The sequence below is a fragment of the Streptomyces sp. NPDC085932 genome (assembly GCF_044540525.1).
GTDB lineage: Bacteria > Actinomycetota > Actinomycetes > Streptomycetales > Streptomycetaceae > Streptomyces > Streptomyces levis.
On the sequence record NZ_JBITSJ010000003.1, the window covers coordinates 631167 to 654752 of the forward strand.

Sequence of the window (23586 nt, forward strand, 5' to 3'; positions counted from 1 at the left end):
GCCGGACGCCGGCCCCGCCCACACAGCAGCCGCGGCCCCCGAGGGGACCGCGGCCGTAGCTGCGTACGAACGACTACTTCTCGTCCTCGCCACGCTTGAGCGCCTCCATGGCGCGCCGCGTGACGTCCTCCACCTTGCCGAGCGCCGAGATCGTGACCACCAGGCCCTGGGCCTTGTAGTAGTCGATGATCGGCTCGGTCTGGGTGTGGTAGACCTCCAGCCGCTTGCGGACGGTCTCCTCGGAGTCGTCGTCCCGCTGGTAGAGCTCGCCGCCGCAGACGTCGCAGACGCCTTCCTTGGCCGGCGGCTTGTACGTCACGTGGAAGACGTGCGCCGACTCGTTGCGGCAGACCCGGCGGCCGGCGATCCGCTTGACCACCTCGTCCTCGGGGACCTCCAGGTCGAGCACCGCGTCGAGCTGCATGCTCTCGGACTCCAGCAGCTCGTCCAGCGCCTCGGCCTGGGAGACGTTGCGCGGGAAGCCGTCCAGCAGGAAGCCGTTCTCGGCGTCCGGCTGCTCCATGCGGTCCTTCGCCATGGCGATGGTGACCTCGTCGGGCACGAGGTTGCCCGCGTCCATGTAGGACTTCGCCAGCTTGCCGAGCTCCGTCTGCCGACTGATGTTGGCCCGGAACAGGTCGCCCGTGGAGATGTGCGGGATCGACAGGTTCTGGGCCAGGAACGCGGCCTGCGTTCCCTTACCGGCACCCGGCGGCCCGACGAGGACGATACGCATCAGCGGAGGAACCCTTCGTAATTGCGCTGCTGGAGCTGGCTCTCGATCTGCTTCACGGTCTCGAGACCGACACCCACGATGATCAGGATGCTGGTCCCGCCGAACGGGAAGTTCTGGTTTGCCCCGAAACCAACCAACGCCATCGTCGGCACAAGAGCGATCAGACCCAAGTACAGCGAACCCGGCCAGGTGATCCGGTTGAGCACGTAGCTCAGGTACTCAGCGGTCGGTCGGCCAGCCCGGATGCCCGGGATGAAGCCACCATACTTCTTCATGTTGTCGGCGACTTCCTCGGGGTTGAAGGAGATCGCCACATAGAAGAACGCGAAGAAAACGATCAGCAGGAAGTACGTGATGATGTAGTACGGGTGGTCGCCCTTGACGAAGTGTTGCTCGATCCAGGTCTTCCAGCCCGAGTTGCCTCCGGCGAACTGCGCGATCAGCGCGGGGATGTAGAGCAGCGACGAGGCGAAGATGACGGGGATCACACCCGCCTGGTTCACCTTGAGCGGGATGTAGGTCGACGTACCGCCGTAGGAACGGCGGCCGATCATGCGCTTGGCGTACTGCACCGGGATACGGCGCTGGGCCTGCTCGACGAAGACGACCAGGCCGACCATGACGAGGCCGACCGCGATCACGGTGCCGAACTCGATCCAGCCGTCGGCCAGCGAGCCCTGCTCCTTGATGGCCCACAGGGCGGAGGGGAACGTGGCGGCGATCGAGATGAACATCAGGATCGACATGCCGTTGCCGATGCCGCGGTCGGTGATGAGCTCACCGAGCCACATCACGGCGGCCGTACCGGCGGTCATGGTGATGACCATGGTGATGGTGACGAAGATCGACTGGTCCGGGACGATCTGGCTGGCCACCGGGCAGCCCTGGAACAGCGCGCCGCTGCGGGCGGTGGCGACGAGGCCGGTGCCCTGAAGGATGGCGAGGGCGATCGTCAGATAACGGGTGTACTGCGTGATCTTCGCCGTACCGGCCTGGCCCTCCTTCTTCAGGGCTTCCAGGCGCGGGATCACCACGGTCAGCAGCTGCAGAATGATGCTCGCCGTGATGTACGGCATGATGCCCAGGGCGAAGATCGTGATCTGCAGCAGCGCGCCGCCGCTGAACATGTTGACCAGGCCGAAGAGACCCTGGTTGGCCTGGGCGTTGTCGATACAGGTCTGGACGTTCCGGTAGTCGACGCCTGGGATCGGGATGTGCGTACCGACCCGGTAGACCACGATGATGCCGAGCGTGAAGAGCAGCTTCTTGCGCAGGTCGGGCGTCTTGAACGCCCGGGCGAACGCGGTGAGCACGGTGCCTCCTGCGACCCCCGCGCAACTGCGTCAAGGGTGACGGTCTTGAGGTTCGACGAATAGGTAACGGTCAACTGCCGCTCAGAGTGCCGGAAGTGCAGCACCCTGTGAAAAGAGGGCAGTGCAGGCCACCTTACCGGCGCGACTGCCGCCCTAGGAACGACCAACCGGGGATACCCCATTTGTGGGGTATCCCCGGTCGGGATCGCTCAGGTCATCGAGACGCCTGTGGAAGTCAGACGAGCTCGGTGACGGAACCGCCGGCGGCGGTGATCTTCTCCTTGGCGGAGCCGGAGACGGCATCCACCGTCACCTGCAGCGCCACGGAGATCTCGCCCTGGCCGAGGACCTTGACGAGCGCGTTCTTGCGAACGGCGCCCTTGGCCACCAGACCCTCGACGGTGACCTCGCCACCCTCGGGGTAGAGCGCGGCCAGCTTGTCGAGGTTCACGACCTGGTACTCGGTCTTGAACGGGTTCTTGAAGCCCTTCAGCTTCGGGAGACGCATGTGGAGGGGCATCTGGCCACCCTCGAAGCGCTCCGGAACCTGGTAGCGGGCCTTGGTGCCCTTGGTACCACGACCGGCCGTCTTACCCTTCGACGCCTCACCACGACCGACACGGGTCTTGGCGGTCTTGGCGCCCGGGGCGGGACGGAGGTTGTGGATCTTGAGCGGGTTGTTCTCCGCCATGATCAGTCGACCTCCTCGACCGTCACGAGGTGGCGGACGGTGTGCACCATGCCGCGGAACTCGGGGCGGTCCTCCTTGACGACCTGCGTGTTGATCCCCTTGAGACCAAGGGAGCGCAGGGTGTCACGGTGGTTCTGCTTGCTGCCGATGTAGGACTTGACCTGCGTGATCTTGAGCTGCGCCATGATCACACACCCGCCCCGGCACGAGCGCGCAGCAGAGCCGCGGGGGCGACGTCCTCCAGGGGCAGACCACGGCGGGCCGCGATCTCCTCGGGACGCTGCAGGCCCTTCAGGGCCGCCACGGTCGCGTGCACGATGTTGATCGCGTTGTCGGAGCCGAGCGACTTCGACAGCACGTCGTGGATACCGGCGCACTCGAGCACTGCACGCACCGGACCACCGGCGATAACGCCGGTACCCGGGGACGCGGGCTTGAGCAGCACGACGCCGGCAGCCTTCTCACCCTGGATGGGGTGCGGGATGGTGCCCTGGATACGGGGGACCTTGAAGAAGTGCTTCTTGGCCTCCTCAACGCCCTTGGCGATGGCGGCCGGCACCTCCTTGGCCTTGCCGTAGCCGACACCCACGGTGCCGTCACCGTCGCCCACCACGACCAGCGCGGTGAAGCTGAAGCGACGACCACCCTTCACAACCTTGGCGACGCGGTTGATCGCGACGACGCGCTCAACGTACGCGGTCTTCTCGGCGGCAGCAGCGCCGCCGTCACGGCCCTTCCGGTCCCGCCGCTCGCCGCCACCGGCACCGCTTCCGCGGCGCTGGGGTCCAGCCATTGGATTACCTCTCTCTTTCCGCTAGCTACAAGCGGCTCAGAACTTGAGCCCGGCTTCGCGGGCGGCGTCCGCCAGGGCGGCGATGCGCCCGGCGTACTGGTTGCCACCACGGTCGAACACGACGGCCTCGACACCGGCGGCCTTGGCGCGCTCGGCGACCAGGGCGCCGACCTGCTTGGCCTGCGCGGACTTGTCGCCCTCGCCACCGCGGATCGAGCTGTCCAGGGTGGACGCCGACGCCAGGGTGTGGCCCTTCAGGTCGTCGATCACCTGCGCCACGATGTGGCGGTTGGAGCGGGTCACGACCAGACGGGGGCGCTCCGCCGTACCGTTGATCCGCTTGCGGATCCGGATGTGACGGCGCTTGATCGCGGCGCGCTTGTAGGCGTCGCCCTTGAGGATCTTCTGCCCGTATGCCATGGCTTACTTACCCGCCTTTCCGACCTTGCGGCGGATGACTTCGCCCTCGTACTTGACGCCCTTGGCCTTGTACGGGTCGGGCTTGCGCAGCTTGCGGATGTTGGCCGCAACCTCGCCGACCTTCTGCTTGTCGATGCCCTCGACCGAGAAGCGGGTGGGGGCCTCCACCTTGAAGGTGATGCCCTCGGGCGCCTCGACCAGGATCGGGTGGCTGTAACCGAGGGAGAACTCCAGGTTCGAACCCTTGGCGACAACGCGGTAACCGACACCGCTGATTTCGAGCTTCTTCACGTAACCCTGGGTCACGCCGGTGATCATGTTCGCCACCAGCGTGCGGGACAGGCCGTGCAGGGCCTTGTTCTGACGCTCGTCGTTGGGGCGGGTGACGTTCAGGACGCCGTCCTCACCCTTGGCGATCTCGATCGGCGCCACGACGGTGTGGGTCAGCGTGCCCTTGGGGCCCTTGACCGAGACCGTCTGGCCGTCGATGGTGACGTCCACGCCGGCGGGAACCGCGATGGGGAGCTTGCCGATGCGCGACATAGCTGTTTCCTCCGTTCCCTTCCGCTACCAGACGTAGGCGAGGACTTCCCCACCCACGCCCTTCTTGCCGGCCTGCTTGTCGGTGAGGAGCCCGTGCGACGTGGAGATGATCGCCACGCCGAGGCCGCCGAGCACCTTCGGCAGGTTGGTGGACTTCGCGTACACCCGGAGACCGGGCTTGGAGATCCGCTTGATGCCCGCGATGGAGCGCTCACGGTTGGGGCCGAACTTCAGCTCCAGGACGAGGTTCTTGCCGACCTCGGCGTCCTCGACCTTCCAGCCCGTGATGAAGCCCTCCTGCTGGAGGATCTCCGCGATGTGAGACTTGATCTTGGAGTGCGGCATCGACACCGAGTCGTGGTACGCCGAGTTCGCGTTCCGCAGACGCGTAAGCATGTCTGCGATCGGATCAGTCATGGTCATGAATTGGCCTTCGGCCTCTCTCGCCGGGGTTTCCTGGTGCGCCATCCCTCTCCCCGATCCGAGACGGGACGGGTGCGGCGCGGTGGACCTACGGCGTAGTAAGTCGTACGGGCGTGACAGGCGCCCAACCCCACAAGCCTAAGCCATGCGGGGCGGGCCCCTGTCCACCCAGATGCTTACCGAGAGTCTTCCGGAATCCCTGAAGTGGGGATTACCAGGAGCTCTTGGTCACGCCCGGCAGCTCGCCACGGTGAGCCATCTCACGAAGGCACACGCGGCACAGGCCGAACTTGCGGTACACGGAGTGCGGGCGGCCGCAGCGCTGGCAGCGGGTGTAGCCACGCACACCGAACTTGGGCTTGCGAGCAGCCTTCGCGATCAGAGCCTTCTTCGCCATCTCGCTCACGCCTCCTTGAAGGGGAAGCCGAGGTGACGAAGGAGCGCGCGGCCCTCAGCGTCGTTGGTCGCCGTGGTCACCACGGTGATGTCCATACCCCGGGTGCGGTCGATCTTGTCCTGGTCGATCTCGTGGAACATGACCTGCTCCGTGAGACCGAAGGTGTAGTTGCCACGGCCGTCGAACTGCTTGGGGGACAGGCCGCGGAAGTCGCGGATGCGCGGGAGCGCCAGCGACAGGGTGCGGTCCAGGAACTCCCACATGCGGTCGCCACGAAGCGTGACGTGGGCACCGATCGGCTGGCCCTCACGCAGCTTGAACTGCGCGATGGACTTGCGGGCCTTGGTGACGGCCGGCTTCTGACCGGTGATCGTGGTGAGGTCGCGGATGGCGCCCTCGATCAGCTTGGAGTCGCGGGCGGCGTCGCCCACACCCATGTTGACCACGATCTTGACGAGACCGGGGATCTGCATGACGTTCTCGTACTTGAACTCGTCACGCAGCTTGCCCGTGATCTCCTCACGGTACTTCTGCTTCAGACGCGGAGTGGTGGTGGTAGCCATCAGATGTCCTCACCCGTCCGCTTGGCAACGCGGATCTTGTTGCCTTCGTCGTCGAAGCGGTAACCGACGCGGGTCACGACCTTCTTGCCGTCCTTCTCCACGACCAGCTGGACGTTGGAGACGTGGATCGGCGCCTCGGTGGTGACGATGCCGCCGGCCTGCGAACCGCGAGCCGTCGGACCGGCCTTGGTGTGCTTCTTGACCCGGTTGACACCCTCGACCAGGACACGGTCCTCACGGGGGAAGGCCGCGATGACCTTGCCCTGCTTGCCCTTGTCCTTACCGGTGATGACCTGGACCAGGTCGCCCTTCTTGATCTTCATGCTCACAGCACCTCCGGCGCGAGGGAGATGATCTTCATGAACTTCTTCTCGCGCAGCTCACGGCCGACCGGGCCGAAGATACGGGTGCCACGAGGGTCGCCGTCGTTCTTGAGAATGACGGCGGCGTTCTCGTCGAAGCGGATGTACGAGCCGTCCGGACGGCGGCGCTCCTTGACGGTGCGAACGATGACCGCCTTGACGACGTCACCCTTCTTCACGTTGCCACCGGGGATCGCGTCCTTGACGGTGGCGACGATGACGTCACCGATACCCGCGTAGCGGCGACCGGAGCCGCCGAGCACACGGATGCAGAGGATCTCCTTCGCACCCGTGTTGTCGGCGACACGCAGTCGCGACTCCTGCTGGATCACGTCTATCTCCTGTTTGTCTGCCGGTTCCCCGGGGGCCGCTCACCGAGCGGCCCCCGGAGCCTGGCGGAACTGTCCTGCGGGGTTTGCCCCGCAGGAATTACTTGGCCTTCTCGAGGATCTCGACGACGCGCCAGCGCTTGGTCGCGGACAGCGGCCGGGTCTCCATCAGGAGGACGCGGTCGCCGACACCCGCGGCGTTCTGCTCGTCGTGGGCCTTGAGCTTGTTCGTACGACGGATGACCTTGCCGTACAGCGCGTGCTTGACGCGGTCCTCGACGGCGACGACGACGGTCTTGTCCATCTTGTCGCTGACGACCAGGCCCTCACGGGTCTTGCGGAAACCGCGGTCCGTCTTGGTCTCTTCAGTCACGTTGCTCTCGCTCATGCGCTCTCCACCGTCTCGATGCCCAGCTCGCGCTCACGCATCAGGGTGTAGATCCGCGCGATGTCCTTGCGGACGGCCTTGAGCCGACCGTGGTTCTCGAGCTGGCCCGTCGCCGCCTGGAAGCGGAGGTTGAACAGCTCTTCCTTGGCCTCGCGGAGCTTGTTCAGAAGCTCCTCGTTGCCCAGCTCGCGCAGCTCCGACGCCTTGGTACCGGCCGACATCACGCTTCACCTGCCTCGCGCTTGACGATCTTGCACTTCATCGGCAGCTTGTGAGCCGCACGGGTCAGGGCCTCGCGCGCGATCTTCTCGTTGGGGTACGACAGCTCGAACATCACGCGTCCGGGCTTGACGTTGGCCACCCACCACTCCGGCGAACCCTTACCGGAACCCATGCGGGTCTCGGCCGGCTTCTTGGTGAGGGGGCGGTCCGGGTAGATGTTGATCCAGACCTTGCCGCCACGCTTGATGTGACGGGTCATGGCGATACGAGCCGCTTCGATCTGGCGGTTCGTGACGTACGCCGGGGTCAGCGCCTGGATGCCGTACTCGCCGAACGCAACCTGCGTGCCACCCTTGGACATGCCGTTGCGCTTGGGGTGGTGCTGCTTGCGGTGCTTGACCCTACGGGGGATCAGCATGACGGTCAGGCCTCCGTTCCGGTGCTCTCAGCCGGAGCGGCGGCGGGAGCCTCGGCCTTGGGGGCCTCGGCGCCGGCAGCCTGCTGCGGCTTGCGACCACGCCCGCCACGCTCGCCACCGCGGCCACCACGGGCCGGGCGGTCGTTGCCACCACGGGCCGGGCGGTTGCCGGCGCGGGCAGCGGCGTTCTCGGCGCGGACCTCGGCGATGTTCTTGACGTCGCCCTTGTAGATCCAGACCTTCACGCCGATGCGGCCGAAGGTCGTCTTGGCCTCGAAGAAGCCGTAGTCCACGTTCGCGCGGAGCGTGTGCAGGGGCACGCGGCCCTCGCGGTAGAACTCCGAGCGGGACATCTCGGCGCCACCGAGGCGGCCACCGCACTGGATCTTGATGCCCTTGGCGCCGGCCTTCATCGCCGACTGCATGCTCTTGCGCATGGCACGGCGGAAGGAGACGCGGGAGGAGAGCTGCTCGGCGACGGCCTGGGCCACGAGCTGAGCGTCCGTCTCGGGGTTCTTGACCTCGAGGATGTTCAGCTGGACCTGCTTGCCGGTGAGCTTCTCGAGGTCACCGCGGATGCGGTCGGCCTCGGCGCCGCGGCGGCCGATGACGATGCCCGGACGAGCGGTGTGGATGTCCACACGCACGCGGTCACGGGTGCGCTCGATCTCGACCTTGGAGATGCCGGCGCGCTCCATGCCGGACGTCATCATCCGACGGATGGCGACGTCTTCCTTGACGTAGTCCTTGTACAGCTTGTCGGCGTACCAACGCGACTTGAAGTCGGTCGTGACACCGAGCCGGAACCCGTGCGGGTTTACCTTCTGGCCCATTACCGGGTTCCTTCCTTGCTGCTGACGACCACGGTGATGTGGCTGGTCCGCTTGCGGATCCGGTAGGCACGGCCCTGGGCGCGCGGCCGGAACCGCTTCAGGGTCGGACCCTCGTCGACGTAGGCCTCGGAGATGAAGAGGCTGTCGACATCGGTGTGGTCGTAGTTGTGCGCGGCGTTGGCGATGGCGCTGTCCAGCACCTTGCCGACCGGCACGCTCGCGGCCTGCGGGGCGAAACGCAGGACCGCCTGAGCCTCCGTGGCGTCCATGCCACGGATGAGGTCCACCACGCGGCGGGCCTTCATGGGCGTGACGCGGATGTACCGCGCCTGGGCCCTGGCTTCCATGGTTGTCCCTTCAGTGTCTGTCATGGTCGATTGCACCCCGCCGACTAGCGGCGCTTCGACTTCCGGTCGTCCTTGACGTGGCCCCGGAAGGTGCGGGTCGGCGAGAACTCGCCGAGCTTGTGGCCGACCATCGACTCGGTGACAAACACCGGGATGTGGGTCTTGCCGTTGTGCACCGCGAGCGTGTGGCCGAGCATGGCCGGCACGATCATCGAGCGACGGGACCAGGTCTTGATGACGTTCTTGGTGCCGGCTTCGTTCTGGGCGTCCACCTTCTTCATCAGGTGGTCGTCGACGAAGGGCCCCTTCTTCAAGCTACGAGGCATCTCAACCCGTCCTTAGCGCTTCTTGTTCGTCTTGCGGCGGCGGACGATGTACTTGTTCGACGCCTTCTTGGGCGAACGAGTACGGCCTTCCTTCTTGCCCCACGGGGACACAGGGTGGCGACCACCGGAGGTCCGGCCCTCACCACCACCGTGCGGGTGGTCAACCGGGTTCATGACCACACCACGGACGGTCGGGCGAACGCCCAGCCACCGCTTGCGGCCCGCCTTGCCCCAGTTGATGTTGCTCTGCTCGGCGTTGCCGACCTCGCCGACGGTGGCGCGGCAGCGGACGTCGACCAGGCGGATCTCACCGGACGGCATGCGCAGGTGGGCCATCTGGCCCTCCTTCGCGAGCAGTTGCACCGAGGCGCCGGCGGAGCGGGCGAACTTGGCGCCGCCGCCGGGACGCAGCTCGATGGCGTGCAGCGTCGTACCGACCGGGATGTTGCGCAGGGCGAGGTTGTTGCCCGGCTTGATGTCGGCCCCGGGACCGTTCTCGATGCGGTCGCCCTGCTGCAGGCCGCGCGGCGCGAGGATGTAGCGCTTCTCGCCGTCGGCGTAGTGCAGCAGCGCGATGCGCGCCGTGCGGTTGGGGTCGTACTCGATGTGCGCGACCTTCGCCGGCACGCCGTCCTTGTCGTGACGACGGAAGTCGATCACGCGGTAGGCGCGCTTGTGGCCACCACCCTGGTGGCGGACGGTCACACGACCGGAGTTGTTACGGCCACCCTTGCTGTGCAGGGGGCGGACCAACGACTTCTCCGGCGTGGACCGCGTGACCTCGACGAAGTCGGCGACGCTGGAGCCACGGCGGCCCGGCGTAGTCGGCTTGTACTTGCGGATTCCCATTTCTCAGTCCTCGTCCGATATCGGACGATCCGACCCGCTTACGCGGTCGGACCGCCGAAGATGTCGATACGGTCGCCCTCGGCGAGGGTCACGATCGCGCGCTTGGTGGACGCACGCTGGCCGAAGCCGGTGCGGGTCCGCTTGCGCTTGCCCTGGCGGTTGATCGTGTTGACCCCGGTGACCTTGACCGAGAAGACCGCCTGGACGGCCTGCTTGATCTGGGTCTTGTTGGCGCTCGGGTCGACGATGAACGTGTACTTGCCCTCGTCGAGGAGCGCGTAGCTCTTCTCGGAGACGACCGGCTTGAGCAGCACGTCACGGGGGTCCGTGAAGGACTTGCTCAGCGGGGTCTCGACGGTGTTCTTGCCCTCGGCGGCGTGGCGACGCGCCTTGGCGACGCGAGCGGCCTTGGCCTTCTTCGCCGCCTTGGAGGCGATTGCGGGGTGACGGATAGCCATCAGACCTCGCTCCCTTCGGTGTCATTGGCCTTCGGGCCGGACACGAAGGACTCGAAGGCGGCCTTGGTGAAGACCACGTCGTCCGAGACGAGAACGTCGTACGTGTTCAGCTGGCCCGGCTCCAGGATGTGGACCTGGGGCAGGTTGCGGGCGGACAGCCACGCGGCCTCGTCGGCGCGGTCGACGACCAGGAGCAGGTTCTTGCGCTCCGAGATCTTGCCGAACAGCGTCCGGGCGGCCTTCGTCGACGGGCTGTCGCCCTCGACGACGCCGGAGACGACGTGGATGCGGTTGTGGCGGGCCCGGTCGGTGAGGGCGTGACGCAGGGCGGCAGCCTTCATCTTCTTCGGGGTCCGCTGCGAGTAGTCGCGCGGCACGGGACCGTGCACGACGCCACCACCGGCGAACTGCGGCGCGCGGGTCGAACCCTGACGGGCGCGACCGGTGCCCTTCTGGCGGTACGGCTTCTTGCCACCGCCGCGGACCTCGCCACGGGTCTTGGTCTTGTGCGTGCCCTGACGGGCAGCGGCCAGCTGTGCGACGACGACCTGGTGGATCAGCGGGATGCTGACCTTCTCAACGCCGAAGATCTCCGCGGGGAGCTCGACGGAACCGGCCTTGTCGCCCGCCGGCGAAAGGATGTCAACAGTGCTCATTACCTCAGGCCCCCTTGGCCGCGGTGCGGACCAGGACGAGGCCGCCGTTCGGACCGGGAACCGCGCCCTTGATGAGCAGCAGACCCTTCTCCGCGTCAACGGCGTGGACGGTCAGGTTCTGGGTGGTGACCCGCTCGTTGCCCATGCGACCCGCCATGCGGAGGCCCTTGAACACACGGCCCGGGGTGGCGCAGCCACCGATGGAACCGGGGGAGCGGTGCTTGCGCTGGGTGCCGTGTCCGGCGCCGAGGCCACGGAAGTTGTGGCGCTTCATGACACCGGCGAAGCCCTTGCCCTTGCTCTTGCCGGTCACGTCGACCTTCACGCCGGCCTCGAACACCTCAGCGGTGATCTCCTGGCCCAGCGTGTACTCGGAGGCGTCCGCGGTGCGGATCTCGACGAGGTGGCGACGGGGGGTGACGTCGGCCTTGGCGAAGTGGCCCTTGAGGGGCTTGTTCACCTTGCGCGGGTCGATCTCGCCGAAGGCGATCTGGACGGACTCGTAGCCGTCGACATCGTTCGTGCGGACCTGGGTGACGACGTTCGGGCCGGCCTTGACGACGGTGACCGGGACGACGCGGTTGTTCGCGTCCCACACCTGCGTCATGCCGAGCTTCTCGCCCAGGATGCCCTTGATCTGCTTAGCCATCTCTCAGATCACCGGCCTCAGAGCTTGATCTCGATGTCGACACCGGCCGGGAGGTCGAGTCGCATCAGAGAGTCAACGGTCTTGGGGGTGGGGTCGAGGATGTCGATCAGGCGCTTGTGCGTGCGCATCTCGAAGTGCTCGCGCGAGTCCTTGTACTTGTGCGGCGACTTGATGACGCAGTACACGTTCTTCTCAGTGGGCAGCGGCACCGGGCCCGCGACCGACGCACCAGTGCGGGTCACCGTCTCGACGATCTTCTTCGCCGAGGAGTCGATGACCTCGTGGTCGTAGGCCTTGAGCCGGATGCGGATCTTCTGTCCCGCCATGGCTACTCAGTAGTCCTGTCTCTCTTACGCTCTGGAACCCGGTGGATTCCTTCTGCTGCCTTCGTTCCTCCGACCCACGCGGTCGGGCGTGTCGCGCTCCCGCTGACACAGATGCCCCTTGTTCGAACATCCCTGCGGGATTGCACACGGCCCTTCCGGTACCGCGAGCCGGGGGCGGAAGGCCCACCGGGTGCCTGGCCGGTGCCGCACCTTGCTTCCCGAAAGATTCCCGTACGTCCGCCCCAGCGCTGCCGCGATGGCAGTTAGGGCGACGAGTACTGTGGGACTCGCTTCCGGTCCTCCCGGCGGGAGGCGCGCAGCATCAACACTCGACCGAGCAACTCGGACAGTCTGCCATACGGGGCAAGGCCGACGCCAATCGAGCCGGAGAGAATACCCCGGGGGTGACGAAGGTCAAACCAGGGGCGCGCGGGCGTGCGCGGGGCGGATCGGAAGATCTGGGCTTCCGCGGCCCAGGAGGATCCGCTCCGGGGCTGAGAGCTGGAGGCCCGAGGTTGTCAGGATCTGTCGCCGGGTGGCCGCGGCGCGCGCTGGGGGTGACGAAAGGCTTGGTAGTCGTACTCCTCTTCGAAGATCACGACCAGTGCCTGCGCATCGTGGGACAGGAGGACGAGATCGCCGCCCAACTCCCGACGCAGTGATCCGGCCCACCCCGGGCCGGTGACGGCACAGTCGAGCCACGGAAAGAGTTCCATCCCGGTGCGCACATAGAACCTCGCGCCGATTCCGGCTTCTGCGGCGAAATCTTCGATCCAGCGATCCACCTCGTCGTCACTCGCCTCGTCCCCGATCCGCGAGGCCGGTACCGAGTCGGTCCGCTGGAATTCAGCCAGTGCCCTCGCGGGCCAGTCAGGCATCTCGCCGTCCTGGCGGTAGCCCTGGGTGCGCACGCCGCCCAGTCGCTCCGGGAGCCGTGCCGCTTCTGCCTCTTCCTTGCGCCTCTGAAGCTTCTTGCGCAGTTCTTCGCTCGGCACTAGGTACCTTCCGGGTAATAGAAGTGGTGCTTGTCCCCGACTTGCTGGTAGCGCTGCCCCATCATGTCGACGTTTCTGCCCCCGCCCTTGGGCTGTCCGGCATGGAAGTGCGGATGCGGCGCGTTGGGGTCATTGGTGTGATTGACGACAACGCGTGTGCCCTCGGGTGTCTCGTACTGGTAGTACCGCCCATGGGAGCCGGGGCTCTCGTCGTACACGTAGTTGCTCGTCCTGTGCCGCATGGCCGGATCGTCACCGACCGTCCACTGACGGGTGGGCGGCTGGCTGCGCGGGACACCCGCCCGGTCCTTGGCGGCGTTGAACGCCTCTTGCCGTGTGTCGAAGTTCCGGTTGTACGGAGCGAGGCCGAGCGGGTCCGCCCAGGTGTGGGGGTTGTGGACGTAAGCGGTGGGGTTGGGTGCGGGTTCGATGCCCAGCGGGTCGGGGGAGGCGTACCGGGCCGTCTCCGGGTCGTAGTAGCGAAGGTAGTTGTAGTGAAACCCCGTCTCGGGGTCGTGGTACTGACCGGGGAATCGCAACGGTGTGTACGCGGCGCTTTCCGTCGGCCACGTGGTGAGGCCCCAGAGGGTGCTGCGTGACCGCCACGCGATGGAGCCGGACTCGTCGACGAGCTCCGTGGGTGTCCCTACGAGGTCGGTGACGATGGCGAAGAAGCGGGAGTCGATCTCTTCCTGGAGGGATGCGTCGGTGAGGCGCTCGGTCTGCGTCAGGGGGAACAGACCGTCGTGATCCCACGTGAGGATGACCGGGTGCGGCAGGTGGGAAGCGGTGGTGATCTGCTCGGTGACCGTCTGCCCGTCCCAGGTGAAGAGCGTTTCCTCCAGAACCGTCACGCCGTCCGCAGCGAGACGCTGCTTCGCTGTCCGGCGGCCGAAGGGGTCGTAGCGGTAACGCCAGGTCGTCCCGTCAGGGGTGATCACCGAGATGAGGCGATCCTCGGCGTCCCACTGGTAACGCCATACGTCGGGCTTTCGCGACAGGCGGACCTTGCGCCGCACCACGATCCGTCCCGCTCCGTCGTACTCGTACCGGACAGAACCCGCCCGCGTGAGGCGGTTTCCGGTGTAGTCCCGCTCTCCTCGGGCCTCCTGGCCCGGGTGGTGTGCAGGCCAGGAGCCGCGGGTCTGGTTGCCTGACGCGTCGTAGGCATAGGACTCGGTCCACTCCCGGGCACTGACTTCTGTCACACGGCCGGCGTCGTCCAGGCCGAACGCCACCGGGCCGTGCGTGGGGTCGTCGATACCGACGAGGGCGCTGTCCGGGCGGAAGGAGTAGGAACGGCGTTGCACCAGTCCCTCCGGTGTGGTCACCGTCAGGTCCGTCGGCCGCCCCGCGACGTCTCGCCCCTGCGCAATGGTGAGCGAGTCACCGATCAGGCGGCGCACCTCGCGGCCTGCGGCGTCGTAGTCGAAGTCCACGGCATGCCCCGAGCTGACCAGCGACGTCATGCGGCCCACCGCGTCGTATCGGTAAGCGGCGCGGGCACCGGTGGGCGTCGTCCTCTCCGTACGCCGACCCGCCACGTCGTAGCCGAACCGCAGGGTGCGTCCGTTCACCGCTGCGGAGACGAGCCGCCCCGACGCGTCGCGCTCCCAGGCCATGGCACAGTCAGGGCTCGACAGGCGCAGCCTCCTGCCGAGACGGTCGTACTCATACGTCGTGACGGCACCGTCCACGCGCTTCGTCGTGAGTCGACCCACCTCGTCGTACTCGTATTCGACTGACTGTCCCAACGGGTTGATGCGGGCCACCAGGCGGCCCGCCGCATCGTGCCGGTAGATGACGCGACGGCCGTCGAAGTCCTCCTCCGCGACGAGCCGACCAGCGGGATCGTACTCATATGTCCAGGTCAGGCCGCTGGGAGCCGTGACCTTGGTCAGTCGCAGCGAGGAGTCGTGCTCGAACTCGTAGCGAGCTCCGTCGGGGCCTGTCCGCGCAGTCAGCAGGTCGAAGTGTGTGTACTCGTAAGTGAAGTCACGGCCATCAGCGTCCGTGTGGCGAATGCAGTTGCCTTCCCCGTCGTACACCCACGACTGTTCCGCACCGTCCGGACCGAGTGTGCGAGCGAGATGCCCCTCCACGGTCCACCAGCGACGGGTCTGCGCTCCCAGTGGGTCCGTGATCAGATGGGTCCGGCCGAACGCGTCATGGTGTTCGGTGAAACGGTTGCCCAGCGGATCGGTCACTTCGGTCACCAAGCCGGCAGCTGTGCAGCGGACGTGCGTGGTTTCTCCGAGCGCGTCGGTGACCGCCGTGAGACGGCCGGCGTCGTCGTAGGTGTAGCGAACCGTCACCCCGGTGGGATCGGTGACAGCAGTGCAGTTGCCACGGTCGTCGTACTCCCGCTGCCAACGAGCGGCTTCGGGCAGGAGGACGGCCGTGGGAAGCCCGAGATCGTTGTACGTGTACCGGGTGACTTCGCCGTCCGGGTGGGTGATGGTCAGGGGCCGGCCCGCCGAGTCGTAGGTGAACCGTGTGGTGTGGCCCAGTGCGTCGGTGTGGGCCAGCACATGGTGGTTGTCGTCGTACTCGGTGCGCGTGGTGTCGCCGTTGGCATCGATCTCGGCCACCACCTGGGAACGGTCGTTGACCAGGAATCGGCTCACCGCGTGCTCGGCAGTGGTGAGGGTCGTGACCGCGAGGTCCGGCCGGTCGGCGTGCGTGCCGTCGTAGGTCAGAGTGATGGCGATGTGGCCGGCCTCTCCGCCCTCGGCCGTGCAGCGGTCCAGCGCATCGTAGGTGTACTCGTAGCGGCTGCCGTTGCTGTCGGTCCACGAGGTGACACGCAGACGCTCGTCGTAGGTGAAACGGAGCGCCGCGCCCGAGGAGTTGACGACCTCGGTGAGGTTACCGTCGGTATAGCCATATCGCTTGACGGTGATGTCGGAACCGTCGTCGGCCGCTTCGGCCAAGGCCAGCGAGGTGATCAGGCCGTCCTCGGCGGTGAGCTTCAGGTGGTAGCCGCCCGAGTGCCTGATGTCGGTCGGAGTCCCGGCGCTGTCATGACGGAAATCAATGGTGTGGCCGTTGCGGTCGGATATCCGCTCCAGCAGTGCCAGGCCGTCGCATGGTCTGCCGAAGGTCCGGATCCGGCCGGTGACGAGGTCGGTCACCGTGTACCCGCCGTCGTCCAGCCGGGTCAGGGGCCAACGGGGACCGACGTCCGGCAGCTCCGGTGATGCCGGGTCGTGAGGGTGCGGGTATGCGAGCAGCAGGCCGTCCTCGGTGACGAGGACGACGCCTTCCTCGTCGATCTCCAGCCGTTGGTCCAAGGTGGAGGTCCAGCTGGGGCCGAACCACCAGCCAGTGGCGTATCCCGACTCCACCCGGCGCTCGAAGGCCAAGGGCAGCAACCCCGGAAGCTCCACGTCGGTCTGCGGAAGGAACATCCTGCCCGTGGCCATGTCGACCGGGTCACTGCCCTTGGACCGTACGACGCTCTTGACCCGGTTGTGCGCGCCCTTGGCCCCGTCCGCGATCATGCGTCGGGCGCTCTTGCCGAGGCCGCGAACGGCGAGCCCCATGCCTCTCAGCCCACCCCTGATGCCCGCCATCGCGGCCATGCCGCCCTTGAGCCCCTTGGCCAGCCCGCCAAGCGTGGTCAGGCCCTTCATCCCCGGGATGCAGTCCAGCGCCGCCAGCCCCACATCCCATAGGGACGCTCTGCCCTTGGAATATTTGTAGAGCGTGTCGGCGAGCACCACCGCCGCCGCGATCAGCACGATCGCGCCCAGGATCGGCCCGCCGATGATCATCGCGACGATGCCGACGACGGCCACGACGACCTTGCACACCGCGACGACGGTGTCCCAGTTGTCGACGAACCAGTCGCCGACCTCCTCCCACCACGACCGGTTCTGGATGCCGGCGTCCGAGGCCTCGTCGATCTTCGACTTCGCCTCCCGCGCGGCCTCCTCGCGCATCTTGCGCGCGTCCTCGGCCATCTTCTTCGCCGCGGCCAGGGCGTCCTGCGCGTCGGAGACGTCCGACTGGGCCTTCGACTGCGCCGACTTCGCGTGCTGCACATCCCGTGTCGCCGCACGGACCTTCGCCTCGTCCGGCTTGTCCGCGTCGGACTTGCTGCCGGTCGGGTCGTCCTTGTACTTGTCCGCCTCCTTGCCGGCCCGCGTCACCCACGAGTCCGCCGAGGCGAGGCGGGACTGGGCGGAGGAGAGGCTGTCGCGGGCTTCACGGCCCTTGCGCAGGGCCTTGTCCGCCAGGGACTGCGCGCGTTCCAGCTTCGGCCAGAAGTCCGCCAGCGCGTCCCCGCACATCTCGTAGGACTTCTTCAGCTTCTTGAGGTTCTTCGGGACGTCGGCGAAGTCCTCCTTGAAGACGTCGGCCGACTTGCCCGCCCACTCCAGCAGCGTCCCCTCCCCCGCCATGCCCTTGACCAGACGGAGCGCGTCGGAGACGTCGTCGGCGAAGTCGTGCAACTGCTTCGCGAGTGTGCGCACACGCTGCGGATCACCAGGGGTCGGGTCCTTGTCCAGATCCAGGACATGCCAGTCCGTCGGCCTGTGGCCCGCCATACCGCAACCCCCGTCACGCCCGCACCTACATCAACAGCCGTATGCGGTGGTGAACTTATCGCACGATCCGGCGGGCACCCTCGATGGCGTCCGCGAGGTGAAGCCACCAGGCTTCCAGCTTGTCCCGCACCGCCTGGCGCACCCACCGTCGCTTGAACCACGGCGGCAGTTTCCGGAACGGCACGAACGTGAGCGTGTCCCTGATGGCATGCACCGCGAAGCCGCCCGGGCCTTCGGCGCGCAGGGCCTCGTACAGTTCCGGGGTCAGCTCCCCGTTCAGCCGTGCCGCGTGGCCCGCCGCCGTGAAGGCGAACCCTCGCCGGTCGGCGTCCGGCAAGTGCATCGCCCTGATGATCCGCGGCGACACCTCCGCCAGCGTGCAGTGGAAGACCAGACCGATCACGGCCGTCCCGACACCGGTCTCGCCCCGCTCGAACGCGGCGTCCCATTCCGCCGGGTCGTCGAGGCCCAGCAGACCCTGCCCGCTCGACCAGTCCCACGCGGGAGCCATCAAGCCGTGAACCGGAACGTGGACGTGATCGCGTCGAAGATGTCGAAGAACGAGTCCGCCAGGTCCAGCACCTGGCTGCTGCCCGCGACCAGGGCGACCTTGCCCTCCTGCCCCGGCACCGGAACGTACGTCTGCATCAGCACGGCCCGGACGGTGCGGTTGAGTTCATCACCCGGGACGGCGATGTCCTCGATGCCGTGGGTGCGCGCCGCCGGGCCGACGCCCGGGATGTCGACCGTCGTCACCTTGCGCCAGGAGTCGCCTTCCCGCCTGGCCTCCTTCACCGCGAGCTGGCTCGCGATGGCCGCCGGGTCGTTGGACAGCGGCTCACCGCGCTCGTTGCGACCGCCGACCAGGGAGACGGTCACGGACCCCGTGATCGGGGTGTCGCCGCCGAAGTTCTCCGCCATGCAGCCGCAGTACAGCGCGCCCGACTTCCACGCGTCCGCCGCGGCCCGCCGGAGGAAGTCGACGTAGGTGTCCCGGTACTGCTCCAGCTCCGGCCGCTGCCGCACCCGCTCGGTCACCATCCGCCGGATCGAGTCGTCCCGCGACTCCGGCCGGACGTCGAACTCCCACCACGACTCCGGCACCTTGATCCGGAAACCGCCCCGCTCGACGGTCAGGGTCTCCATGTACCGGGCCATGACGCCGGCCTCCCCGTTCTCTCGACCACTCGTGCGTTCATCGTCCCATCGCACGAGGGCGGGACGTCCCTCAGCCCTCCCTGACCGTCCAGAAAGGCGAGTCCTTCGACGGGGCCGGGCGCACGGTGAGCGTGTCGAAGTCGATGTCCACGTCCACGACCGGGTCCCCGACCGGAAGCCGGCCCCGGTCGCGGCAGGGCGTCACGCGCCATGGCGATGAACGCGTCCTCGATCGCGTCCAGGTCGAGATCGTCGGTGGCGGGATCCGACGTCACGCGGGAAGACTTGACACGAAGCCTGCCCAGGCCCCGGGCGACACCGCCAGTCGAGGGCCCTGCGTGTGCTTGGAGTCCCGTACAAGGACGGTCGCGGTGTCCGGGGCTATCGCGACCTCCACGCAGGAGTTGCCGTCCGTGCCGCTGCTGTAGCTGCTCTTGAACCAGGCCAGTTCGGTGTTGCGGGTCATGTGTCTCCCAGCACTCGCTCGATGAAGGCCAGCGACTCCCGAGGGGGGAGGGCCTGCGCACGGATGGTGCCATAGCGCAGCTCAAGGATGCGGAGCTGCTTCGGATCGGTGGTCGGCCGCCCGCTGAAAGCACCGTCGGACCGACCAACCGCCGTACCGTCCGGGAACTTCAGCAACTCGATCTTGCCGTCGACCCCCGGGTGGGCATCCGTGTCGGTCGGCATGACCTGCAAGGCGACGTTGCGCAGACGTCCGACCTCCAACAGCCGTTCGAGTTGCTGCTGCCACACCATTGTGCCTCCCACCCGCCGACGCAGTACCGCCTCTTCCAGGACGTAGTGCACCGACGGAGCCGGTTCACGGGCGAAGACCGACTGCCGGGCCATCCGGGCGGCCACCATCCGTTCCACATCGTCCGGTGAGTACGGCGGCTGCGCTGCCTCGAACAAGGCCCTGGCATGCGCAGGTGTCTGCAACAGCCCATGCACGCTGTTGCACTCGTACACCCCGATCTCCACCGCCCGCCCCTCCAACTGCGCCAGCTCCCGCACCTTCTTGGGATAACGGACCCTCTTCACGTCCTCCCACGTCGCCGCGATGAGCCCACCCGCCCCCAGCACCCGGTCCGCCGCCGCGAGGTACTCCTGCCGGGGGATCCGCTTCCCGCCCTCGATCTTGTAGACCAGGTCCTCCCCGTACCCCACCGCCGCCCCGAACTCCGCGGCCCGCATCCCCACCGCTTCCCGCCGCAGCTTCAGCTGCCGCCCCACCGTCGCGATGACGGCGACACCCCACTCGTCGTCGGGGTCCACCTCCCACCCCGGCTCGTCCGCCTCGCACTTGAGCCGTCCCTTCTCCGCCGCCTCGGCCGTCATCCCGCACCCTTCCGTCGTACGCCCCTGCCTCAGCGCCCTACCCGTACGCCCGGAACCGACAGCCCGGACACGACCGGACAAGCTCCGGACAGTCACCGTACGCACCCGCTGAGTCACTGTTCACGGTAGGCGCACCCGGCCATGCTGGGTGACGTGAAGCAGAACTCCCCCACCGAGACCGGATCCGAACTCGCCCTCCGGGTCCGCAACTTCAGCGTCCGGCTCTCCCCCACCGCCCGCGGTGCCCGCCTCGCCCGGCTCCTCGTCGTCGAGCAACTGCGTTCCTGGGGGCTGCCGTCGGACCGGGCGGCTCAGGTCGTGGCGGAACTGTCCGCCAACGCCGTCACCCACGGCCGCGTCCCGGGCCGCGACTTCCGCCTGCTCCTCTACGTGGTCGGCGGCACCCTGCGCATCGAGGTGACCGACACCCGCGACGACCGGCACCCGGCCCCCCGGTGCCCCTCCCCCGACGCCGAGTCCGGCCGCGGTCTGCTCCTCGTCGACGCGCTCGCCGACCGCTGGGGCGTCACCCCGGGCCTTTCGCCCCGCAAGACCGTCTGGGCCGAGATCGACCTCTGAGGCCGGCCTCGGCTCCGCCCCTCCTTAACGCCGCCTTAAGCAGGCTTTAAGCGAACCGGAGGTCAGCCGGCCGGCTCCAACTCAACGCAGTTCAGCGGGGGTTGACGGACCAATCGGGCAGTTGGTTGTGCGGTGAACCGTTCGTAACATCCCTCCACGGCCGACACCGTCGGCCCACTCCCCCCATCCCCCACAGACAAGGTGTGTTCAGCCATGGCTGCTCAGCGCACACGCCGTCGCAGGCTCGGCGGGCTCGTCCCGCTGGTCTGCGCCTCCGTCACCGCCGCGTTCACCCTGACGGCCCTCGGCCCGTCCACCGCACAGGCCGATGCCGCGAACACCTCCACGACCACCTCAGCGGCCGCCCTGACCTGGTCCGACGAGTTCAACGGCGCCGCCGGCAGCGCCCCGGACCCGGGCAAGTGGACCGTGGAGACCGGCGGCTCCGGCAACGGCAACAACGAGCTGCAGTACTACACGAACAACAGGGACAACGTTGCCCTCGACGGCAACGGCAACCTGGTCATCACCGCCCGCAAGAACACCGACCCCGGGCTGCAGTGCTGGTACGGCGCCTGTCAGTACACGTCCGCCCGGCTCAACACGGCCAGGACCTTCACGCAGGCGTACGGCCACTTCGAGGCCCGGATCAAGGTGCCGCGCGGCCAGGGCATGTGGCCCGCGTTCTGGATGCTCGGCAACGACCTGGGCAGCGTCGGATGGCCGAACAGCGGCGAGATCGACATCATGGAGAACGTCGGTTACGAGCCCGGCACCGTCCACGGCACCCTGCACGGCCCGGGCTACTCCGGCAGCGGCGGCATCGGCGCGGCGTACACGCTCCCGGGCGGCCGGGCCTTCGCCGACGACTTCCACGTCTTCGCCGTCGACTGGACGCCGGGGAAGATCACGTGGTCCGTCGACGGGCAGACGTACCAGACGCGGACCACGGCCGACCTGGGCGGCAGGAAGTGGGTCTACGACCACCCCTTCTTCCTGATCCTCAACCTCGCCGTGGGCGGCAACTGGCCCGGCAGCCCGGACGGGAACACGCAGTTCCCGCAGACGGTGACCGTGGACTACGTCCGTGTCTCCACCTCCGACGGCGGCGGCTCCGGCGGCACCACCGGCGCCATCAAGGGCATCGGCGGCATGTGCGCCGACGTCGCCGGCGCCTCTTCCGCCGACGGGACGCCCATCCAGCTCCACAACTGCACCGGAGTCGACGCCCAGAAGTGGACCCTCGGCGCTGACGGCACCGTCCGCGCGCTGGGCAAGTGCCTCGACGTGCGGGGCGGCTCCACCGCCGACGGAGCCGCGGTCCAGCTCTACACCTGCAACGGCACCAAGGCCCAGCAGTGGGTCCACACCGCGGCCCGCGACCTGGTCAACGTCGGCGCGGACAAGTGCCTGGACGCCAAGGGCAACTCCTCGGCCGACGGCACCCCGCTGCAGATCTGGACGTGCACCGGCGCCGCCAACCAGAAGTGGACGGTCGGCTGACCGTCCGGCCCCGGCGGCACCCACGGCCCACCCCCCACACAGACGCCCCCGGCTCCTTCACGAGCCGGGGGCGTCGCCGTCCCCCACGGCACGGCAAAGGGGCCCGTACGACCGAAGTCGTACGGGCCCCTCCGAGCCACTCAGGTCAGCAGACCCTCAAGCCAGTCCGGAGACTCACTTGGTGATCTTGGTGACCTGGCCGGCGCCCACGGTCCGGCCACCCTCACGGATGGCGAACTTCAGGCCCTCCTCCATGGCGACGGGCTGGATGAGCTCCACCTTCATCTCGGTGTTGTCACCCGGCATGACCATCTCGGTGCCCTCGGGGAGGGTCACCACGCCGGTCACGTCCGTCGTACGGAAGTAGAACTGCGGGCGGTAGTTGTTGAAGAACGGCGTGTGGCGGCCACCCTCGTCCTTGGACAGGATGTAGGCCTGAGCCTCGAACTCCGTGTGCGGCGTGACCGAGCCCGGCTTGATGATGACCTGGCCGCGCTCGACGTCCTCGCGCTTGATGCCACGGAGCAGCAGACCGACGTTCTCACCGGCCTGGCCCTCGTCGAGCAGCTTGCGGAACATCTCGATGCCGGTGACCGTGGTGGTGGTCTTCTCGGTCTTGATGCCGATGATGTCGACGGTCTCGTTGACCTTCAGGACACCACGCTCGATACGGCCGGTGACGACCGTACCGCGACCGGTGATCGTGAAGACGTCCTCGATCGGCATGAGGAACGGCTTGTCGACGTCACGCTCGGGCTCGGGGATCGCCGTGTCGACGGCGGCCATGAGCTCGAGAACCGAGTTGCCCCACTCCTTGTCGCCCTCGAGGGCCTTCAGAGCGGAGACCTTGACGACGGGAACGTCGTCGCCCGGGAACTCGTACTCGGAGAGGAGCTCACGGACCTCGAGCTCGACGAGCTCCAGGATCTCCTCGTCGTCCACCATGTCGGCCTTGTTCAGGGCGACGACGATGTACGGGACGCCGACCTGGCGGGCCAGGAGCACGTGCTCCTTGGTCTGCGGCATCGGGCCGTCGGTGGCGGCGACCACGAGGATGGCGCCGTCCATCTGCGCGGCACCCGTGATCATGTTCTTGATGTAGTCCGCGTGACCGGGGCAGTCGACGTGGGCGTAGTGACGCGTCTCGGTCTGGTACTCGACGTGCGCGATGGAGATGGTGATACCGCGCTGGCGCTCCTCAGGAGCCTTGTCGATCTGGTCGAAGGCCGAGGCCTCGTTCAGGTCCGGGTACGCGTCGTGCAGCACCTTGGTAATGGCGGCCGTGAGGGTCGTCTTACCGTGGTCGATGTGACCGATGGTGCCGATGTTGACGTGCGGCTTAGTCCGCTCGAACTTCGCCTTCGCCACTGGGGTCCTCCTGGGAGTGGTTCTGGTACGCCTTACTTCATCGGCGC

Annotated in this window: 33 protein-coding genes; 2 read left to right on the forward strand and 31 right to left on the reverse strand. The window is 67.4% G+C overall.

Annotation, left to right across the window (positions count from 1 at the left end):
* Nucleotides 1-73 precede the first annotated feature (73 nt).
* From ACIGAQ_RS18895 to ACIGAQ_RS19040, 30 genes are all read right to left on the reverse strand, one after another.
* On the reverse strand, nucleotides 74-736 hold the full coding sequence (locus tag ACIGAQ_RS18895; protein ID WP_311680324.1) for an adenylate kinase: 663 nt from the start codon (nucleotides 734-736) through the stop codon (nucleotides 74-76).
* Complete coding sequence (secY, locus tag ACIGAQ_RS18900) at nucleotides 736-2049, reverse strand: preprotein translocase subunit SecY (RefSeq protein ID WP_309095769.1); 1314 nt, start codon at nucleotides 2047-2049, stop codon at nucleotides 736-738. The genes ACIGAQ_RS18895 and secY overlap by 1 nt, the downstream gene beginning before the upstream one ends.
* 235 nt (nucleotides 2050-2284) lie before the next feature.
* Nucleotides 2285-2740, reverse strand: a complete 456-nt coding sequence (rplO, locus tag ACIGAQ_RS18905; protein WP_311680326.1) for a 50S ribosomal protein L15 — start codon at nucleotides 2738-2740, stop codon at nucleotides 2285-2287.
* A 2-nt stretch (nucleotides 2741-2742) separates the two neighbouring features.
* The gene (gene rpmD / locus ACIGAQ_RS18910) at nucleotides 2743-2925 is read right to left on the reverse strand and encodes a 50S ribosomal protein L30 (protein WP_003974250.1); all 183 of its coding nucleotides are present in this window, start codon (nucleotides 2923-2925) and stop codon (nucleotides 2743-2745) included.
* A 2-nt stretch (nucleotides 2926-2927) separates the two neighbouring features.
* Nucleotides 2928-3533 carry a 30S ribosomal protein S5 gene (gene rpsE, locus ACIGAQ_RS18915; protein ID WP_094054455.1) on the reverse strand — a complete coding sequence of 202 codons (606 nt, stop codon included), beginning with the start codon at nucleotides 3531-3533 and terminating at the stop codon, nucleotides 2928-2930.
* Between the two features lie 36 nt (nucleotides 3534-3569).
* Nucleotides 3570-3953, reverse strand: coding sequence for a 50S ribosomal protein L18 (rplR, locus tag ACIGAQ_RS18920; RefSeq protein ID WP_010036704.1), 384 nt, complete (start codon nucleotides 3951-3953; stop codon nucleotides 3570-3572).
* Nucleotides 3954-3956: 3 nt separating this feature from the next.
* Entirely contained in the window at nucleotides 3957-4496 is a 540-nt protein-coding gene (rplF, locus tag ACIGAQ_RS18925; RefSeq protein ID WP_094054454.1) for a 50S ribosomal protein L6, read from the reverse strand.
* Between the two features lie 24 nt (nucleotides 4497-4520).
* Nucleotides 4521-4919 (reverse strand): 30S ribosomal protein S8, encoded by a 399-nt coding sequence (gene rpsH, locus ACIGAQ_RS18930; RefSeq protein ID WP_014674378.1) that lies wholly within the window; start codon nucleotides 4917-4919, stop codon nucleotides 4521-4523.
* A 211-nt stretch (nucleotides 4920-5130) separates the two neighbouring features.
* Nucleotides 5131-5316, reverse strand: a complete 186-nt coding sequence (locus tag ACIGAQ_RS18935; protein ID WP_003948630.1) for a type Z 30S ribosomal protein S14 — start codon at nucleotides 5314-5316, stop codon at nucleotides 5131-5133.
* Nucleotides 5317-5321: 5 nt separating this feature from the next.
* Nucleotides 5322-5879 carry a 50S ribosomal protein L5 gene (gene rplE / locus ACIGAQ_RS18940; RefSeq protein ID WP_033308965.1) on the reverse strand — a complete coding sequence of 186 codons (558 nt, stop codon included), beginning with the start codon at nucleotides 5877-5879 and terminating at the stop codon, nucleotides 5322-5324.
* Nucleotides 5879-6202, reverse strand: coding sequence for a 50S ribosomal protein L24 (gene rplX, locus ACIGAQ_RS18945; protein ID WP_010036713.1), 324 nt, complete (start codon nucleotides 6200-6202; stop codon nucleotides 5879-5881). The genes rplE and rplX overlap by 1 nt, the downstream gene beginning before the upstream one ends.
* 2 nt (nucleotides 6203-6204) lie before the next feature.
* Complete coding sequence (gene rplN, locus ACIGAQ_RS18950) at nucleotides 6205-6573, reverse strand: 50S ribosomal protein L14 (RefSeq protein ID WP_003998823.1); 369 nt, start codon at nucleotides 6571-6573, stop codon at nucleotides 6205-6207.
* 97 nt (nucleotides 6574-6670) lie between these two features.
* On the reverse strand, nucleotides 6671-6958 hold the full coding sequence (rpsQ, locus tag ACIGAQ_RS18955) for a 30S ribosomal protein S17 (protein ID WP_010036717.1): 288 nt from the start codon (nucleotides 6956-6958) through the stop codon (nucleotides 6671-6673).
* Entirely contained in the window at nucleotides 6955-7179 is a 225-nt protein-coding gene (rpmC, locus tag ACIGAQ_RS18960; protein WP_010036720.1) for a 50S ribosomal protein L29, read from the reverse strand. The genes rpsQ and rpmC overlap by 4 nt, the downstream gene beginning before the upstream one ends.
* The gene (gene rplP / locus ACIGAQ_RS18965) at nucleotides 7179-7598 is read right to left on the reverse strand and encodes a 50S ribosomal protein L16 (protein ID WP_004984526.1); all 420 of its coding nucleotides are present in this window, start codon (nucleotides 7596-7598) and stop codon (nucleotides 7179-7181) included. The genes rpmC and rplP overlap by 1 nt, the downstream gene beginning before the upstream one ends.
* 5 nt (nucleotides 7599-7603) lie before the next feature.
* Nucleotides 7604-8431 (reverse strand): 30S ribosomal protein S3, encoded by an 828-nt coding sequence (gene rpsC / locus ACIGAQ_RS18970; RefSeq protein ID WP_311680329.1) that lies wholly within the window; start codon nucleotides 8429-8431, stop codon nucleotides 7604-7606.
* Nucleotides 8431-8778, reverse strand: coding sequence for a 50S ribosomal protein L22 (gene rplV / locus ACIGAQ_RS18975; RefSeq protein ID WP_006130776.1), 348 nt, complete (start codon nucleotides 8776-8778; stop codon nucleotides 8431-8433). Before rplV ends, rpsC begins: the two co-directional genes overlap by 1 nt.
* 44 nt (nucleotides 8779-8822) lie before the next feature.
* Complete coding sequence (gene rpsS, locus ACIGAQ_RS18980) at nucleotides 8823-9104, reverse strand: 30S ribosomal protein S19 (RefSeq protein WP_053759516.1); 282 nt, start codon at nucleotides 9102-9104, stop codon at nucleotides 8823-8825.
* A gap of 12 nt (nucleotides 9105-9116) precedes the next feature.
* Entirely contained in the window at nucleotides 9117-9953 is an 837-nt protein-coding gene (gene rplB / locus ACIGAQ_RS18985) for a 50S ribosomal protein L2 (RefSeq protein WP_094054453.1), read from the reverse strand.
* 38 nt (nucleotides 9954-9991) lie between these two features.
* A complete protein-coding gene (gene rplW / locus ACIGAQ_RS18990) occupies nucleotides 9992-10411 on the reverse strand; it encodes a 50S ribosomal protein L23 (protein WP_010036733.1) in 420 nt (139 codons plus the stop codon).
* The gene (rplD, locus tag ACIGAQ_RS18995; protein WP_311680330.1) at nucleotides 10411-11067 is read right to left on the reverse strand and encodes a 50S ribosomal protein L4; all 657 of its coding nucleotides are present in this window, start codon (nucleotides 11065-11067) and stop codon (nucleotides 10411-10413) included. Before rplD ends, rplW begins: the two co-directional genes overlap by 1 nt.
* Before the next feature lie 4 nt (nucleotides 11068-11071).
* On the reverse strand, nucleotides 11072-11716 hold the full coding sequence (gene rplC, locus ACIGAQ_RS19000) for a 50S ribosomal protein L3 (RefSeq protein WP_010036739.1): 645 nt from the start codon (nucleotides 11714-11716) through the stop codon (nucleotides 11072-11074).
* A 17-nt stretch (nucleotides 11717-11733) separates the two neighbouring features.
* Nucleotides 11734-12042 carry a 30S ribosomal protein S10 gene (gene rpsJ / locus ACIGAQ_RS19005; RefSeq protein ID WP_003948644.1) on the reverse strand — a complete coding sequence of 103 codons (309 nt, stop codon included), beginning with the start codon at nucleotides 12040-12042 and terminating at the stop codon, nucleotides 11734-11736.
* A gap of 518 nt (nucleotides 12043-12560) precedes the next feature.
* Nucleotides 12561-13037, reverse strand: coding sequence for a hypothetical protein (locus ACIGAQ_RS19010; protein WP_399784139.1), 477 nt, complete (start codon nucleotides 13035-13037; stop codon nucleotides 12561-12563).
* Nucleotides 13037-17590, reverse strand: coding sequence for a DUF6531 domain-containing protein (locus ACIGAQ_RS19015; RefSeq protein WP_399784142.1), 4554 nt, complete (start codon nucleotides 17588-17590; stop codon nucleotides 13037-13039). Before ACIGAQ_RS19015 ends, ACIGAQ_RS19010 begins: the two co-directional genes overlap by 1 nt.
* Before the next feature lie 55 nt (nucleotides 17591-17645).
* Entirely contained in the window at nucleotides 17646-18101 is a 456-nt protein-coding gene (locus ACIGAQ_RS19020; protein ID WP_399784643.1) for a hypothetical protein, read from the reverse strand.
* Nucleotides 18101-18748, reverse strand: a complete 648-nt coding sequence (locus ACIGAQ_RS19025; protein WP_399784145.1) for a hypothetical protein — start codon at nucleotides 18746-18748, stop codon at nucleotides 18101-18103. The genes ACIGAQ_RS19020 and ACIGAQ_RS19025 overlap by 1 nt, the downstream gene beginning before the upstream one ends.
* A 70-nt stretch (nucleotides 18749-18818) precedes the next feature.
* On the reverse strand, nucleotides 18819-18953 hold the full coding sequence (locus tag ACIGAQ_RS19030; RefSeq protein ID WP_399784148.1) for a hypothetical protein: 135 nt from the start codon (nucleotides 18951-18953) through the stop codon (nucleotides 18819-18821).
* Nucleotides 18954-19019: 66 nt separating this feature from the next.
* Nucleotides 19020-19214 carry a DUF397 domain-containing protein gene (locus ACIGAQ_RS19035; RefSeq protein WP_399784150.1) on the reverse strand — a complete coding sequence of 65 codons (195 nt, stop codon included), beginning with the start codon at nucleotides 19212-19214 and terminating at the stop codon, nucleotides 19020-19022.
* Nucleotides 19211-20089, reverse strand: a complete 879-nt coding sequence (locus ACIGAQ_RS19040) for a helix-turn-helix domain-containing protein (RefSeq protein WP_399784153.1) — start codon at nucleotides 20087-20089, stop codon at nucleotides 19211-19213. The genes ACIGAQ_RS19035 and ACIGAQ_RS19040 overlap by 4 nt, the downstream gene beginning before the upstream one ends.
* Nucleotides 20090-20230: 141 nt before the next feature.
* Between ACIGAQ_RS19040 and ACIGAQ_RS19045 the strand changes: the two genes are divergently transcribed.
* A complete protein-coding gene (locus ACIGAQ_RS19045; protein ID WP_399784156.1) occupies nucleotides 20231-20668 on the forward strand; it encodes an ATP-binding protein in 438 nt (145 codons plus the stop codon).
* 213 nt (nucleotides 20669-20881) lie between these two features.
* Complete coding sequence (locus ACIGAQ_RS19050) at nucleotides 20882-22171, forward strand: family 16 glycosylhydrolase (protein ID WP_399784158.1); 1290 nt, start codon at nucleotides 20882-20884, stop codon at nucleotides 22169-22171.
* A 174-nt stretch (nucleotides 22172-22345) separates the two neighbouring features.
* Here the strand turns inward: ACIGAQ_RS19050 and tuf are convergent, their stop codons facing one another.
* Complete coding sequence (tuf, locus tag ACIGAQ_RS19055; RefSeq protein ID WP_311680342.1) at nucleotides 22346-23539, reverse strand: elongation factor Tu; 1194 nt, start codon at nucleotides 23537-23539, stop codon at nucleotides 22346-22348.
* Nucleotides 23540-23586: the final 47 nt, after the last annotated feature.

Coding starts and splice junctions, on each gene's coding strand:
- ACIGAQ_RS18895 (WP_311680324.1), bottom strand. CDS start 736: ATGCGTATCGTCCTCGTCGGGCCGCCGGGTGCCGGTAAGGGAACGCAG.
- rplO (WP_311680326.1), bottom strand. CDS start 2,740: ATGGCGGAGAACAACCCGCTCAAGATCCACAACCTCCGTCCCGCCCCG.
- rpmD (WP_003974250.1), bottom strand. CDS start 2,925: ATGGCGCAGCTCAAGATCACGCAGGTCAAGTCCTACATCGGCAGCAAG.
- rpsE (WP_094054455.1), bottom strand. CDS start 3,533: ATGGCTGGACCCCAGCGCCGCGGAAGCGGTGCCGGTGGCGGCGAGCGG.
- rplR (WP_010036704.1), bottom strand. CDS start 3,953: ATGGCATACGGGCAGAAGATCCTCAAGGGCGACGCCTACAAGCGCGCC.
- rplF (WP_094054454.1), bottom strand. CDS start 4,496: ATGTCGCGCATCGGCAAGCTCCCCATCGCGGTTCCCGCCGGCGTGGAC.
- rpsH (WP_014674378.1), bottom strand. CDS start 4,919: ATGACCATGACTGATCCGATCGCAGACATGCTTACGCGTCTGCGGAAC.
- ACIGAQ_RS18935 (WP_003948630.1), bottom strand. CDS start 5,316: ATGGCGAAGAAGGCTCTGATCGCGAAGGCTGCTCGCAAGCCCAAGTTC.
- rplE (WP_033308965.1), bottom strand. CDS start 5,879: ATGGCTACCACCACCACTCCGCGTCTGAAGCAGAAGTACCGTGAGGAG.
- rplX (WP_010036713.1), bottom strand. CDS start 6,202: ATGAAGATCAAGAAGGGCGACCTGGTCCAGGTCATCACCGGTAAGGAC.
- rpsQ (WP_010036717.1), bottom strand. CDS start 6,958: ATGAGCGAGAGCAACGTGACTGAAGAGACCAAGACGGACCGCGGTTTC.
- rpmC (WP_010036720.1), bottom strand. CDS start 7,179: ATGTCGGCCGGTACCAAGGCGTCGGAGCTGCGCGAGCTGGGCAACGAG.
- rplP (WP_004984526.1), bottom strand. CDS start 7,598: ATGCTGATCCCCCGTAGGGTCAAGCACCGCAAGCAGCACCACCCCAAG.
- rpsC (WP_311680329.1), bottom strand. CDS start 8,431: ATGGGCCAGAAGGTAAACCCGCACGGGTTCCGGCTCGGTGTCACGACC.
- rplV (WP_006130776.1), bottom strand. CDS start 8,778: ATGGAAGCCAGGGCCCAGGCGCGGTACATCCGCGTCACGCCCATGAAG.
- rpsS (WP_053759516.1), bottom strand. CDS start 9,104: ATGCCTCGTAGCTTGAAGAAGGGGCCCTTCGTCGACGACCACCTGATG.
- rplB (WP_094054453.1), bottom strand. CDS start 9,953: ATGGGAATCCGCAAGTACAAGCCGACTACGCCGGGCCGCCGTGGCTCC.
- rplW (WP_010036733.1), bottom strand. CDS start 10,411: ATGGCTATCCGTCACCCCGCAATCGCCTCCAAGGCGGCGAAGAAGGCC.
- rplD (WP_311680330.1), bottom strand. CDS start 11,067: ATGAGCACTGTTGACATCCTTTCGCCGGCGGGCGACAAGGCCGGTTCC.
- rplC (WP_010036739.1), bottom strand. CDS start 11,716: ATGGCTAAGCAGATCAAGGGCATCCTGGGCGAGAAGCTCGGCATGACG.
- rpsJ (WP_003948644.1), bottom strand. CDS start 12,042: ATGGCGGGACAGAAGATCCGCATCCGGCTCAAGGCCTACGACCACGAG.
- ACIGAQ_RS19015 (WP_399784142.1), bottom strand. CDS start 17,590: ATGGCGGGCCACAGGCCGACGGACTGGCATGTCCTGGATCTGGACAAG.
- ACIGAQ_RS19020 (WP_399784643.1), bottom strand. CDS start 18,101: ATGGCTCCCGCGTGGGACTGGTCGAGCGGGCAGGGTCTGCTGGGCCTC.
- ACIGAQ_RS19025 (WP_399784145.1), bottom strand. CDS start 18,748: ATGGCCCGGTACATGGAGACCCTGACCGTCGAGCGGGGCGGTTTCCGG.
- ACIGAQ_RS19035 (WP_399784150.1), bottom strand. CDS start 19,214: ATGACCCGCAACACCGAACTGGCCTGGTTCAAGAGCAGCTACAGCAGC.
- ACIGAQ_RS19040 (WP_399784153.1), bottom strand. CDS start 20,089: ATGACGGCCGAGGCGGCGGAGAAGGGACGGCTCAAGTGCGAGGCGGAC.
- ACIGAQ_RS19045 (WP_399784156.1), top strand. CDS start 20,231: ATGCTGGGTGACGTGAAGCAGAACTCCCCCACCGAGACCGGATCCGAA.
- ACIGAQ_RS19050 (WP_399784158.1), top strand. CDS start 20,882: ATGGCTGCTCAGCGCACACGCCGTCGCAGGCTCGGCGGGCTCGTCCCG.